The 13,487-nt window shown below is 38.8% G+C and carries 12 protein-coding genes; 6 read left to right on the forward strand and 6 right to left on the reverse strand.

Going from position 1 to position 13,487, the window contains the following annotated elements:
• The first annotated feature begins 92 nt into the window (after positions 1–92).
• Both add and BTO23_RS19510 read left to right on the forward strand, forming a co-directional pair.
• A complete protein-coding gene (add, locus tag BTO23_RS19505) occupies positions 93–1,094 on the forward strand; it encodes an adenosine deaminase (RefSeq protein WP_060993385.1) in 1,002 nt (333 codons plus the stop codon).
• 195 nt (positions 1,095–1,289) lie between these two features.
• Positions 1,290–3,833 carry a bifunctional diguanylate cyclase/phosphodiesterase gene (locus tag BTO23_RS19510; protein WP_105064374.1) on the forward strand — a complete coding sequence of 848 codons (2,544 nt, stop codon included), beginning with the start codon at positions 1,290–1,292 and terminating at the stop codon, positions 3,831–3,833.
• 60 nt (positions 3,834–3,893) lie between these two features.
• Here the strand turns inward: BTO23_RS19510 and BTO23_RS19515 are convergent, their stop codons facing one another.
• Positions 3,894–4,529, reverse strand: coding sequence for a bifunctional 4-hydroxy-2-oxoglutarate aldolase/2-dehydro-3-deoxy-phosphogluconate aldolase (locus BTO23_RS19515; protein ID WP_061004979.1), 636 nt, complete (start codon positions 4,527–4,529; stop codon positions 3,894–3,896).
• A gap of 146 nt (positions 4,530–4,675) precedes the next feature.
• Here BTO23_RS19515 and BTO23_RS19520 point away from each other — a divergent pair, with 146 nt between their 5' ends.
• Positions 4,676–5,689, forward strand: a complete 1,014-nt coding sequence (locus BTO23_RS19520) for a COG3650 family protein (protein WP_105064375.1) — start codon at positions 4,676–4,678, stop codon at positions 5,687–5,689.
• A gap of 2 nt (positions 5,690–5,691) precedes the next feature.
• Entirely contained in the window at positions 5,692–6,285 is a 594-nt protein-coding gene (locus tag BTO23_RS19525) for a tRNA-uridine aminocarboxypropyltransferase (protein ID WP_060993389.1), read from the forward strand.
• A 36-nt stretch (positions 6,286–6,321) separates the two neighbouring features.
• On the opposite strand, the gene BTO23_RS19530 is transcribed toward BTO23_RS19525, so the two are convergent.
• The 4 genes from BTO23_RS19530 to ftnA form a co-directional block, all read right to left on the reverse strand.
• Positions 6,322–8,808: a bifunctional diguanylate cyclase/phosphodiesterase gene (locus BTO23_RS19530; RefSeq protein ID WP_060993390.1), complete on the reverse strand. Its 2,487-nt coding sequence runs from the start codon at positions 8,806–8,808 to the stop codon at positions 6,322–6,324.
• A gap of 119 nt (positions 8,809–8,927) precedes the next feature.
• On the reverse strand, positions 8,928–10,112 hold the full coding sequence (locus BTO23_RS19535; RefSeq protein WP_060993391.1) for a BaiN/RdsA family NAD(P)/FAD-dependent oxidoreductase: 1,185 nt from the start codon (positions 10,110–10,112) through the stop codon (positions 8,928–8,930).
• 50 nt (positions 10,113–10,162) lie between these two features.
• Entirely contained in the window at positions 10,163–10,501 is a 339-nt protein-coding gene (gene uspB / locus BTO23_RS19540; protein ID WP_060993392.1) for a universal stress protein UspB, read from the reverse strand.
• 103 nt (positions 10,502–10,604) lie between these two features.
• A complete protein-coding gene (ftnA, locus tag BTO23_RS19545) occupies positions 10,605–11,132 on the reverse strand; it encodes a non-heme ferritin (protein WP_060993393.1) in 528 nt (175 codons plus the stop codon).
• Between the two features lie 182 nt (positions 11,133–11,314).
• Here ftnA and BTO23_RS19550 point away from each other — a divergent pair, with 182 nt between their 5' ends.
• Positions 11,315–11,740 (forward strand): universal stress protein, encoded by a 426-nt coding sequence (locus BTO23_RS19550; RefSeq protein ID WP_060993394.1) that lies wholly within the window; start codon positions 11,315–11,317, stop codon positions 11,738–11,740.
• On the opposite strand, the gene BTO23_RS19555 is transcribed toward BTO23_RS19550, so the two are convergent.
• Positions 11,737–12,519, reverse strand: coding sequence for a class I SAM-dependent methyltransferase (locus BTO23_RS19555; protein WP_060993395.1), 783 nt, complete (start codon positions 12,517–12,519; stop codon positions 11,737–11,739). The genes BTO23_RS19550 and BTO23_RS19555 overlap by 4 nt on opposite strands.
• A 152-nt stretch (positions 12,520–12,671) precedes the next feature.
• Between BTO23_RS19555 and asnC the strand changes: the two genes are divergently transcribed.
• Complete coding sequence (asnC, locus tag BTO23_RS19560) at positions 12,672–13,133, forward strand: transcriptional regulator AsnC (protein WP_060993396.1); 462 nt, start codon at positions 12,672–12,674, stop codon at positions 13,131–13,133.
• Positions 13,134–13,487: the final 354 nt, after the last annotated feature.

The following is a 13,487-nucleotide window of genomic DNA, read 5'->3' on the forward strand; positions in this document are numbered from 1 at the left end:
CCGTTTTACTGCTGACATAATCATCATGACTCTCTATACTCATTCTTAATATTTATACGCATTCATGTCTTCTTTGTAGGAATAGTCCAATAATGATAACTAAAACACTCCCTCTTACGGATCTTCACCGTCACCTTGATGGCAACATTCGCATTGAAACCATTTTAGATCTAGGCCAAAAATTTGGTCTTGCACTACCCGCTTATGACTTAGAAGCGCTACGTCCACACGTTCAGATCGTTGAAGCTGAGCCTAGCTTAGTTGCTTTTCTTTCTAAATTAGATTGGGGTGTTGCGGTATTAGGCGATTTAGATGCTTGTCGACGTGTCGCTTATGAAAACGTACAAGATGCAATGAATGCACAAATTGATTATGCAGAACTACGTTTTTCACCATACTACATGGCAATGAAACATAACCTGTCAATTGCAGGTGTTGTTGAAGCTGTTGTCGATGGCGTTGAAGCGGGTTGTCGTGACTTTGGTGTAAAAGCAAATCTAATCGGTATAATGAGCCGTACTTTCGGCCAAGAAGCATGTCAGCAAGAGCTTGATGGTCTATTGACTCAAAAGAACAAACTGGTTGCTATCGATCTTGCTGGTGATGAATTAGGTCAACCAGGCGATCGCTTTGTTAGCCACTTTAAGCAAGTACGTGATGCCGATTTACGTGTAACCGTTCACGCTGGTGAAGCTGCCGGAGCTGAGAGCATGTGGCAAGCAATCAATGAGCTTGGTGCCGTGCGTATTGGTCATGGTGTAAAAGCCATTGAAGACCCAAAACTAATGGAATTCTTAGCGAAGAATAATATCGGTATTGAGTCATGTTTAACATCAAATATCCAAACAAGCACTGTGGCTTCATTTGAATCTCACCCAATCAAAACCTTCCTTGCCCATGGTGTTAAAGTCTGCTTAAACACAGATGACCCTGCAGTTGAAGGCATCGAGCTTCCTCATGAATACGAAGTAGCCGCGCCAAAAGTAGGTTTAACTCAAGAGCAAATCCGTCAAATTCAAATTAACGGTTTAGATTTAGCATTCTTATCAGAAGCAGAGAAACAAGCATTACGCGAAATCGCTGCTAAACGATAATTACACCTTCTACCGACTTGTCGCTACTTAATACGTTATTGAGTAGCGATACTTTCCACCATAAATCACTTTCACCCCATATAAAAAACCAATTAATAGCCATCTTATTTTCAAGACATCTTATTACCAATAAACTTGATAGCATACGCCACTCAACTTTCCCCCATGGACGATAACTTTTTTGGTCATTGCTTTATGTCATGTAAACAAAAAATCTCGTTAAAATTTGCGATTACAATTCCGTTTATGTTCATCTTTACATTGATCATAACCGTCGCCTTAAATGAACAAAGTAATAGCTATAATCATATGATTAGTCATGTGAGTGAAAAACTACTTAACTCATCTTCTCGTAGTATCAATCTTGCTCTATTTCACCTATTAGAAGATCCGCTTAGTGCCAATATCAACATGCGCCATACCATAGAGCGTGAAGCACTTTATCTGCCAGAAAAGCAAGATTCACTGAAAGCTTATTTAAAACAGCACTTCAATAATGAGCTTATAACACTGCATCAAGTCGATAGTATTGGCTTTGGGAATAAAGACGGTAGTTATATTGGACTCAAAAAAAACCTAACAGATAAGCCTCTTTTTTTATATCTGAGTGACCCGTTAATACCAAACCAATTAAACGTGTATAAAGAAGAGGAGTCGAACACGACACTCCTTCGTAGCATTAATAATTATGACCCTCGCCAACGTCCTTGGTACATCAAATCAGTAACGAATCCTCGCGCATTATGGAGTGATATTTACTCACATATTGAAGACAAACAATCATCAGTACTTTCTGCAATCGCGCCTGTTTATAATAAAAATAAAAAATTAGAAGGCGTACTTACAACAGATGTCATGTTACGTTCTTTCAATATATTTCTTAATAAAGAAGCAAAAGAAATCTCTGGCAACATTTCCATTGTTGATGCTTCAGGAATGATATGGCTTCACTCTAATCATAACCCCAATGCTCCGTTCCACCACAGCATAGACCGCTTGGATTCAATAAAAGATCCAGTAACGAAAGAAACCGTTCGTTACATTAACAGTGTTGGGTTTAATCATGTTCTTCAAGAAAAAATAATCACCCTTAATATTGAGGGAGAAAAGCATTTTATGATCGTTAAGCCTTTTACTGGCAATATTCCGATTAAAGCCTTCATTATTGCGTCTATTCCCGAATCAGTATTACTTGGAGAGCTACCTGAACAGCGAAATCAATCGATTTTTATCATGATCGCCATTAGTTTAGCCGCCTTTATTTTAGCGATGTACATTATTCGTCGACTCATTCAACCAATCATAGATACCGCTAAATCTGCACACGCACTCTCAGAAGGTAATTGGGATACTCCATTACCAAACCATTGTGGTACAGAAGAAGTCATGACCCTGACTCGCTCTTTTAAGTTAATGGCACATAATTTAAAACGCTCTTTCCAAGAACTACAGGACAAAGTCACCTACGATACATTAACTAATTTATACAGTAGAGTCGGATTAACTGAGGCTATTTCAACCTCAATTTCGCCACAATCTGGGTTACTTTCTTTTAGTGTAAATGGATTTAGAGACATTAATGATTCTGTCGGACATTTAAGCGGTGATCATTTATTAGTAGATATTGCCCAACGTTTAAAAACGCATTATCAGGATGAGAATATTGAAGTTGCACGTATTGGGGGGGCTGAATTCTCTCTATTTTTCTATTCAATCGACAATGTTGAAGAGTTAACTCGTTACGCTAAGCAGCTGCAATCCATTTTTAATACACCAATCCAATCAACCTCAGGGAAAGTCGTCATTCAACTCTCAATCGGTATAGTGTATCAACTCGATAATCTCAACACGATGCACTGGTTACGTAGCGCTAGCCTTGCTCTCGCCTATGCTCAGCAAACAAACGATAACATTGCACTCTTTCAGCCCTACATGGCCGAAGCATCAATCAAAAAAACTCAGCTGACAACTGAGCTTGCTCAAGCAATTAAAAACAATGAGCTCATTCCTTATTACCAACCACTAATTAATTTTACTACCGGAAAAGTACAAGGCGCTGAAGCTTTAATCCGCTGGCAATCCCCTCTCCATGGACTAATTTCACCAAGCAGGTTTATTCCCCTTGCTGAAGACAACGGTATGATCATTAGCATTGGTTATACTATTTTAAAGCAAGCTTGTATTGATACAGCCAACAAGATTAAGACTGGAGAATGGCCTCAAAATTTTATTATTCATGTCAACGTATCAACAGAGCAACTTCATCACTCAAACGCTTATCAACGTTTACTCGATGTATTGAATGACTCTGGGCTAGCCCCTCATAATTTAAGCTTAGAGATCATTGAATCTCGGCTATTAAGTAACGACCCTTTTATTATCGAGTTACTTAAAAAAATCAGAACTCTAGGGGTTCACTTAGCTATCGATGATTTTGGTACAGGGTATTCATCTTTATCTTATTTGCACACCTTACCTTTTGATTGTCTTAAAATAGACCGCTCATTTGTAGAAGGTCTTACCCACAGTAATGCTGATAACTCTATTGCTAATGCAATTGTGAGCATAGCCAAAGGGTTTGATGTCTCGATCGTAGCTGAAGGGATAGAAACAATAGAGCAAGCAAATATCCTGCAGACAATGGGTTGCGATATTGCACAAGGCTTTTTATACAGTAAAGCTCTCCCACTAGACGCTTGGCCTGATAATTTGGCACTCTTCTCAGCAGAGAAAATATAGTCCATAAAAAAAGGCAATGACTGCTTCAGTCATTGCCTTTTTTAAAAGAAGAGAAAATATCTAATTAATCAATTCAACCGCTTCTTTCGCTAATTTTGTTACTTGAGCCCAATCTTTATTGGCAATCGCTTCTTTTGGTAGCATCCAAGAGCCACCAACCGTCGCAACACAATCTAATGCCGTATAATCATTAACATTCTGTGGATTAATGCCACCTGTTGGGCAAAATTGAACTTGAGGTAATGGTGCTGCCATCGCTTTTAATACCGACGGACCACCGAATGCACTTGCTGGGAAAAATTTTAGGTGAGCATAACCAAGCTCAATAGCTCGGATCACTTCTGATGGTGTTGCTACACCAGGGATTAATGGGGTATCAGCAGTTTTTGCGTGTGCTAATAAGCTTGGAGTAAATCCTGGTGAAATAATAAATTGAGCACCAGCCTCAACAGCTTGGTCATATTGTTGAGTACTGATCACTGTACCTGCACCAACCAGTGCTTTTGGCATTGCTTTACGAATTGCGGTAATCGCCTCTAAAGCAACCGCGGTTCGTAGGGTAATCTCAAATACATTAATGCCACCAGCGGCTAATGCTTGAGCCATTGGCACGGCATCGTCAAGCTGTTCAATAACCATAACTGGAACAACTGGTGATGCGCTAAATACGTCTGAAGGCGAAAGGTTCCAACTCATATTGCTCTTAGCTCTCTTTGCTTATTTAAATAACCCTACTATTTTACGCTAATTTATTATCAATAGCTCTGATAAAGGTGAATTCCAATCTATTTTTAGTGTCATATGGCATACTAATCTTTATGTTAATCATGCAGGAAAATAGGATGAAAAAATCACTACTGACTTTGGGTTCTTTATTATTTTTAGCTGGGTGCAGCCAACAATTTTCAACAGAAGCATCAAACTCGCCATCTAAAAATGACACCAAAAACCCTCATACCTTTACACTGCGTGGAACTGTGGTCATTGGGCATGAATCTCAAAGTATCCAACCCTGTGGAAGTGATCAACAATATTGGATAAACCTAACACCAGAGCAATGGCAAATGGGTAATGATATTCAATCTACCCCTTATCAAGAAATGTATGGTGAATTGATTGGCCATTTCGAAGCGCCACCTAAAGGTGGGTTTGCTAATGATTATCCAGCACGTTTTGTCGTCTCTCAAATCAACACCTTAGTTGCTGGTGAAGAGGCATCTTGCCAAAAAGGCATTCAACCAACCAAAGCATTTGGTAACGAACCATTTTGGAACCTTCAAGTCGTTAATGGCTCTCTCATCTTCTCTGAAATAGGGAAATCAAAACAACAGCAACCAATTACTGAGCAAGAATTTTCAGTGAATAAACGTCATTATCAAAGTGATGATTTTTCATTAACCATGACTAAAGGGATCTGCAAAGACAACATGGTTGAATCAATTTATGGATGGCATTCAGAAGTCGAGATTAACGATAAGACATATCAAGGTTGCGCTACGATTTCGGCTAAAGATACCACTCTTAACTGGGTAAATACCTATACCGGAGCGAGTACCACTGGTGATTCAGGCTTAACAGTTGGATTAACACTAAACACTGATCATTCTGCAATTACAACTTATGATTACAATACCGATGAGCCTCAACTCATTGAAACCGGAGTGTGGCAAGCAACGAATGACGATAAGGTTCATGTATTAATGAGTCGTCATCAGCGCCAATATATGATTTCAGAACGAACATTTTCAAAAGATGAAAACACACTATCCACCAAGAATGAGACCGTCAATGGCGTAACCTTCCCTATTCAATCAGGATTAACTCTCTACTCAACAGCAACGGAATTAAATAAATAACAATGAACAAAAAAGAACCCTGTTCAAAATGTGGCTTTATCCATAATTGCATCTGCGACCATCAGCCAACCTTAGATTCACAAGTTGAATTTGCATTGCTTTATCACGAAAACGAGCTGAATAAACTGACGAATACGGGTCGTTTATTATTAAATAGCCTACCTAATGCCAAAAGCTATTTATGGAAAAGAAAAGAACAACCTGAAGCCTTAATTACTAAAATTAATCAGGAGAATATTGAAGTTTGGTTATTGTTCCCAAGTAACGAATCAACGCTAAGTTCTGATTACCTAGCTAACTACTCTTCAAATAAGAAACAACTTTTTATTTTTTTAGATGCAACATGGCAAGAAGCAAAAAAAATGGTCAATAAAAGCCCTTGGCTTAAAAATCTGCCTTGCCTCGAAATACAAGCAACGGCAAGCTCTTGTTATCATTTACGTCGAAATCAAAGTGAAGGTAATCTGTGTACTTGTGAGGCGGGGATCGAGATACTAAATATGGTGAAAGAGCCTGAACATGCTCAGGCTGTTGCTTATTATTACGAGCGGTTTCTAACCGTGTTTCAAGCAGAACGAAGTGGGCATCAATTGTAGATGCCCATAAAAATCAAACAGTAACACCAAACAGCTTTATTGCATGAGTGATTTAGGCGCTCCTAAGAAGTACCCTTGCAAGTAATCAACACCCATGTCTTCAACAATGTCACAAACTTCTTTGTTATGCACAAACTCAGCAACTACTTTGGCTTCCAGTGCATGACAAAGCTGTACCATTTGTTGGGATATCAAACGTTGGCGCTTATCTTGATGTACATTTTTAATGATTGAACCATCAAGCTTAATCACTTGAGGTTCTAATTTCATGATCTCATCAACATTGGAATAACCGGAACCAAAATCATCAACAATGATGCGAGCACCTAAGCGCTTAAAGTGATTACACACTTCAATCATACGGTCATAATCCTGAATTTGCTCAGTCTCTAATACTTCAAATCCAACTCGAAAAGGGTTATCCAAACGAATGATCGAGGATTCTAATAAATCTAACGTTCGGTCACTCATTAAATCTTGAGGAGAAAGATTAATAGAGAAGTCCATATCATTCGACTGCATTATTTCAAAAGTACGGGTGATCATTTCTCTGCTTAAACGAGTATAAAGATGAGTTCCCTCAACCGCAGGCAAAAATTGCCCCGGAGCAAACACTTGCCCATTTTCACAAATACGCATTAAGCATTCCGTAGATACCAATTCATGCTCACCAGCACTAAAGATTGGTTGTCCATACACCAACACACCTTTCTGAGAAATCGCTCGGTTGACGCTTGTTAACCAATCTAATTGGCTTTGACGTAAACGTTCTTCTTTTAATAAATCACGCGCATTACACAGATGACGATTTCTACGCATCGCAATTCGACGAGCTTCTACCGTCTTCAAAATTAATTCTTCTACCGCAGTGTTTATAAAATCTCGACGACTGATCAGACCGCCTGAAATAGAAACACTAAGATAATCGACATCACTAAGTCCATAAGGCTCAAAACTGAAGTGCTCAATATCTTCTATAAAATCAGTAATGTACTTACGAAGCACTTCACTATTAGTATCACTATTAAATACGACTCCCCATTCAGCAATACCAATACTATAAAGCTCTATTGGTGTATGAACCGCATCGGATAAGTGAGTATCTAAGTAATGACTTACGTCTTGCAGTAATTTATCCCCAACCTGATAGCCATACTTCTCATTAACTTGACTCAAATTAGTCAACTTAAAGGACAGTAAATGATCTGTTCGAGTTATGCTTTCAAGACGTTCTTTTAAGACCATTCGATTGAATAGTCCTGTACGTCTGTCCGTACGATAGGTATGCATCAAACGCATCGACTGATCACTAATTTTTTTCTCCATCGCAAGTGTCATCTGATCGACATCTTGAATTGAGTTTTTTATTAATGAAAATAGTGGCGTTAAATTATGCTCCCTTGGTGAATGAGAATACAAAGGATCAACTGTCGTTAATTCAGATTCTCTTAATGCCAAATACGTTAAGCTATGATGCAGAATTAATTGCTTATGGGAACGAAAAAACTCCCCCATCCCATAAATGCCTTGGCAAGGACCAATATCAGAGAAGGTTTGTAATTCAGTCGATTCCGAACTGCTTTCTATTCGAGATTCGCAATTATAAATAAAAATAGATTCAGGCTGCTTTTGTGCAAGTCTCATTGCACCTTGATTTACTTGTTCTTGGGTTAGAGAAGGATGGTAATAACATAACCTTACCTCTTTCCCTACAGGAACGGCTGAAGCAAATTTAAGGTAACCTTCTTCTGTTATTTCCTCTACAGCGTTAATATAACGCGCAGTGTCTTCTTCTTGCATTAGAGGAAAAGCTTGGATTTGACTTAGCTGCGTCGATTTTTTATCCGAAAGGTATTTGCAGTAAAAATCATAAGCTAAAATGTTATCAATTGTTCTTACTACATTACCTTCTGATGAGGTAATGCGGAAACGTTTACCAATTGGATTCCACTCTACAAACGCTTCAGACCACGCTTGTAGCTGCTCTCCATGCATTGCAACAGCAACAATTTGATCGTGGTAAAATTGACCATTTAAGAATACCCACGTTCCTTTTCCAGTATCAGCAGCGACGCCCCCAGAAACAGGAACTTGATTCTCATGTTCAGAAAATGCATCAAAAAGAGGGTAATTACTTGCTGAACCGTGACAACCAAAAGCAATGATAGCTTTTGTTTTGTCATCAATAGAAAGTCGTTTTAATAAATGATGACCGACGCGATTTTCATCTTGAGAATGGAAAACTGAAGCAGAAGTAAGCTGAGTTGCATTGAGAATAGAAACACTGATTACGGTTGAATCAGTAAAAATAGAAGCACCAATACTGGAGTGAATGACACTGAGTCCAATCACTTCCGCATTAGGGAAAAAATGCTGTAGATAAGCATAATATTCGTCAACAATCTCTGGTTGTTGAGAAGAAAATAGTTGAATTAAACACGCAGTTCCCAATTCTATAGACAGGGAATCACACTCCTCTTTAAGTTGTTTAAGTCCTTGAACACTAAACGAGAGAGTTTGCATTGTTAATTAAGCCCTTATTATTGTAAATATCTGTTTAATACGTCGCATAAAAATAGAGGCACGCGCGCACCTCTATTTCCAGAATCAACCTATATTAACTTAGCAATAATTCGATAAGCTTACACATTGATCCCGGCAACGTAACCACTTGACCATGCCCATTGGAAATTATAGCCACCAAGCCACCCACTCACATCCATCACTTCACCAACGAAGTATAAACCGGGTACTTTTTTCGATTCCATCGTTTTTGATGACAACTCATCAGTATCTACACCACCTAGAGTAACTTCGGCAGTACGATATCCTTCAGTACCGTTTGGTAATACTTTCCATTGATGAATTAAAGAACACAATTGCTCTTGCTCTTTATGATTCACTTGCTTCAAAGAGCGTTCTTGAAAAATCGTCTTATTTAATAACGTTTCTACGACTCTTTTTGGTAAAAGCTTAGCTAATGAGTTTTTAACGCTTTGATTTGGATGGACTTCACGCATCTTATCTAATTCTTCAGATAAGTCGTCATTAGGTAATAGATCTATCATTACTTTTTGACCTGCGTTCCAATATGAAGAAATTTGTAAAATAGATGGGCCAGATAAACCACGGTGAGTGAAGAGTAAATTTTCTTTAAAAGAATCACCACTTTCTGATTCAACAACAACAGGAATTGCTATCCCTGATAACTCAGAAAAAGCCTCTTTATCTTCTTTATGAAGGGTAAATGGAACAAGACCAGCCGTTGTCGGTATCATAGCCAGACCAAATTGCTCTGCTAATTGATAACCAAACGGAGTAGCTCCAAGTTTAGGCATAGATAAACCTCCTGTTGCAACAACAAGAGACTCACATTCAATAGTATCGGTATCTAATTTTAATGAGAAACCAGAGTCTTTCTTAGTAATGTCTGAGATAGCACAACGGTAACGATAATTAACCCCTGCTAATTCACACTCTTTAAGTAGCATATCGACAATTTCTTTCGCTGAATCAACGCAAAATAATTGCCCATGATCGCGCTCTTCAAACTCAATACCGTATTTAGAAATCAACGAGATGAAATCCCAGTTAGTGTATTGAGACAAGGCAGATTTTACAAAATGCGTATTCTTACAAACATAGTTATGAGCAGTAACATCGTAGTTAGTAAAATTACAGCGACCACCACCTGAAATCAGGATTTTTCGGCCAGGTTTTTTAGCATGATCAACCACTAATACACTGCGGCCTCTCTTACCTGCTTCTGCTGCACAAATTAATCCCGCAGCACCGGCACCGATAACTACTACGTCTACTTTTTTCATGTCACTCTCAACCACAAATTCAATTGGCAGGGAGTGTACTATTATCAGCGCTAGATGCCCAAACTAATTACTAAGAAAAACACAGCAACACTCACTAGTAATAAAGCACTCGACAGCATGAAAAGATAACGGGCTTTTTCACATTTAAATACAAAAAGGGTGTCGTAATGATCCAAGTACTCTTCTTGCCAGAGATACTGAAATAGTTTGGTTTGTTTACCGATGTTACCGTGAGTAGTAAAGAAACCTCGGCCATCCACTTGTTGGTATAGCATTGGATGAGCTTCTTTCATAACAAAAAGGAGTGTTTTTAATGTGCTCAAATAACGAATAATATTGATACCCGTTACTGAAAATAATGCTAATAATATAAGGTCGCCACTTATCATAATCACCTCTGACATACTTGTCTGTGTGCTTAGGTAAGTAACGACCCTATGCGCTTATGTATCTATAGAAAACATAACGCGCTTACTACGTGTGGGATGAAACCTACCCAGCAGTGTTATCCATAATAGATGTAGAGCCAGATTTTGCTAATACCGCTAAATCTTTATCGATAAAGAATAACGCTTTACCGTCTTCACCTACCAAGTCAATTTTATCTAAAATACCTTTGAATAATTTCTCTTCTTCATGCTGCTCTGCCACATACCACTGAAGAAAATTAAACGTCGAGTAATCTTGTGAAGTAAAGGCAACATGAGCCAGTTTATTGATCTCTTGTGTGATCATTTGCTCATGCTCTAACGTGGTACGAAATACATCACCTAAACCAGAAAACTCTGATTGTGGTGCTTCAATCGCTCCTAAAATAGGCATTGCACCCGTCTCACTTACATAAGTAAATAGACGCTGCATGTGTTCCATTTCTTCTGTTGCATGCGCTCTAAAAAATGACGCAGCACCATCAAATCCTTTATCTTCACACCAAGCACTCATTTGTAAGTATAGGTTAGATGAGAAAAATTCTAGGTTAATTTGTGCATTTAGATGATCGACCATCGTTTTAGCTAACATATTCAGGTTCCTTTATGAGCTATTTACATTCAAAATCCATACAACTATAACATAACTCACCCATGACTTGATTAATCAATAATCATCAATCAGAACGAGATCTAAACGACAAAAAAAGAATAGATCTGGTGCTAATCTATGTTTATGAACAGATTCCATATTGGATTTATAGGAGAAACATCATGAGTTACCAACATATTCTTGTCGCTGTCGATTTAACAGAAGAGAGTAAATCATTGGTCACTAAAGCTGCGGGCTTAGCCAAAGCGCTAGAAGCTAAAGTTTCTTTTATTCACATTGATGTGAGCTATGCAGAGCTATATACCGGCTTAATTGATATCAACCTTGCTGAGACACAACATCAAGCAATGGAAGCATCGAAAGAAGCAATGAAACACTTGGTTGAGTTTGCTGAGTACCCAATCCACAAGACATTAGTTAGTAGTGGTGATTTAAGTAATGAATTATGCGAGGCAATTGATGATCTTGATGTTGACCTTGTAGTGTGTGGTCATCACCAAGATTTCTGGAGTAAATTACTGTCATCAACCAGACAAGTTATTAATACTTGCCCAATTGATGTCTTGGTTGTGCCATTTAAAGACTAAGATTTCATACTTGCATTTACGTACACATCGAAACGGTTCTTTTTCGTTTCGATTGCCATTGAAGGCTTTTGATTATCTAGCCATTCAGCGTAATCAGGTCGCTTAACGACAACACGTTTTGTTGCCATTAATAATGCCGGTGTTAATAATGCATCGGCATCGTTATCTGCACCCACCAATGATTGGAAGACTCGCATCTCTTTTTTCACTAATGCGCTTTTCTTTTTGTTTTCAGGGTGCGGATACATAGGGTCAAGATAAACCACATCAGGTTGAATAAAATCATCCTGTGCCATTAATTGCTCTAGCGCATCATGACTTGAAGCGTGAAGTAGAGACATACGCTCGGAGACCCACACACCAATATCTGCGTCTTGTTTTGCGCGAGCTAACCCATCATCAAGTAAAGCTGCTACCACTGGGTGGCGCTCTACCATTTGAACTTTACAACCTAAAGATGCCAGTACAAACGCATCACGACCTAAGCCTGCAGTACCATCCAAGACAACTGGTGTTGCCCCTTTATTTAGCCCTACTGCTTTAGCTATTGATTGCCCTTTACCACCCCCAAATTTACGGCGGTGTCCAACTGCACCTGAAACTAAATCAACGAAGATGGCACCAAGTTTAGGTTCATCCCGTTTACGCAACTCAAGCTGTTCTGTGGTTAGTATCAACGCAAAAACATTATCTTCGTCATGCATTAACCCCCAGCGAGTGGCAATAGCCTCTAACTCAGGTTGACGATTTGGGTCTTCACACAATAACGCTATTTGCACAGGGCACTCCAACAAGCTTAATCAATTAGGAACAGCAAGCGCCTATGGTAATAGATATTAATAAAAACGACTAGATAAAGTGCTCGCTGAACGCTTTATCTTAGGGTAGTTTAAATAGTTAGATACTTTTAGGCACAGGGATAAAGCACCTCATGAACAACACTAGTAAAATCGATGATCTTGACCGAGCAATTCTACAAGCTTTGATGAATGACGCTCGAACTCCTTATGCTGAATTAGCTAAGCGTTTCGATGTGAGCCCTGCAACTATTCATGTGCGAATTGAAAAAATGAAAGCGGCAAAAATCATCGAGGGGACTGAAGTTATCGTGAATCCCAAAACCTTAGGCTACGATGTGTGTTGTTTTATTGGTATTAATTTATACGCTGCTCGTGATTATCATTCGGCATTAGCTAAATTAGATGCGCTAGAAGAAGTGGTTGAGGCGTATTACACGACAGGTGCTTATAATATCTTCGTTAAGCTGATGTGTAAGAGTATTCAAGAACTACAGCATGTATTGATTGATAAGCTACAAGCGATTGAGGAAGTACAGTCGACTGAGACGCTGATCTCGTTGCAAAACCCGATCAGTAGGAATGTGAAGCCGTAAAGGTAAGAGCAGGGTTCAGATCGGTCGCAAGCTCCCTTAAAAGATTCAGAGGTGCTCGCTGTAATCACAGTATAAAACAGAACTCTTGAGCTTATTTCCTGAAATTTAGAACTGAGCATAGTTTCTAGTTATGTATAACCAACCCCTCCTAACCTCCCCTTATATCAACATTACTAATCTCATTAGTTTCTCTCTCAAGGGGAGGAACTGTATTGTGATCGTTGTAATTACAGCATCAAAGAAGGTTCTCCCCCTTTATCGCTGAATCATTGAAGTTTACTAAGTCAACATAAGGGGGAGCTAGAAGGGGGTTGCTAGTACCAAGGCTAAAAATAACCAATCCTGAAACCTTGC

It is taken from the genome of Aliivibrio sifiae (assembly GCF_002954715.1).
Classification (GTDB): domain Bacteria; phylum Pseudomonadota; class Gammaproteobacteria; order Enterobacterales; family Vibrionaceae; genus Aliivibrio; species Aliivibrio sifiae.

What these genes read in the sequence shown, in the direction of transcription:
- ftnA (WP_060993393.1), bottom strand. Translation starts at nt 11,132, where the DNA reads ATGTTAGCTAAAACGATGGTCGATCATCTAAATGCACAAATTAACCTA.
- BTO23_RS19530 (WP_060993390.1), bottom strand. Translation starts at nt 8,808, where the DNA reads ATGCAAACTCTCTCGTTTAGTGTTCAAGGACTTAAACAACTTAAAGAG.
- BTO23_RS19550 (WP_060993394.1), top strand. Translation starts at nt 11,315, where the DNA reads ATGAGTTACCAACATATTCTTGTCGCTGTCGATTTAACAGAAGAGAGT.
- asnC (WP_060993396.1), top strand. Translation starts at nt 12,672, where the DNA reads ATGAACAACACTAGTAAAATCGATGATCTTGACCGAGCAATTCTACAA.
- BTO23_RS19535 (WP_060993391.1), bottom strand. Translation starts at nt 10,112, where the DNA reads ATGAAAAAAGTAGACGTAGTAGTTATCGGTGCCGGTGCTGCGGGATTA.
- BTO23_RS19510 (WP_105064374.1), top strand. Translation starts at nt 1,290, where the DNA reads ATGTCATGTAAACAAAAAATCTCGTTAAAATTTGCGATTACAATTCCG.
- BTO23_RS19525 (WP_060993389.1), top strand. Translation starts at nt 5,692, where the DNA reads ATGAACAAAAAAGAACCCTGTTCAAAATGTGGCTTTATCCATAATTGC.
- add (WP_060993385.1), top strand. Translation starts at nt 93, where the DNA reads ATGATAACTAAAACACTCCCTCTTACGGATCTTCACCGTCACCTTGAT.
- BTO23_RS19520 (WP_105064375.1), top strand. Translation starts at nt 4,676, where the DNA reads ATGAAAAAATCACTACTGACTTTGGGTTCTTTATTATTTTTAGCTGGG.
- BTO23_RS19515 (WP_061004979.1), bottom strand. Translation starts at nt 4,529, where the DNA reads ATGAGTTGGAACCTTTCGCCTTCAGACGTATTTAGCGCATCACCAGTT.
- uspB (WP_060993392.1), bottom strand. Translation starts at nt 10,501, where the DNA reads ATGATAAGTGGCGACCTTATATTATTAGCATTATTTTCAGTAACGGGT.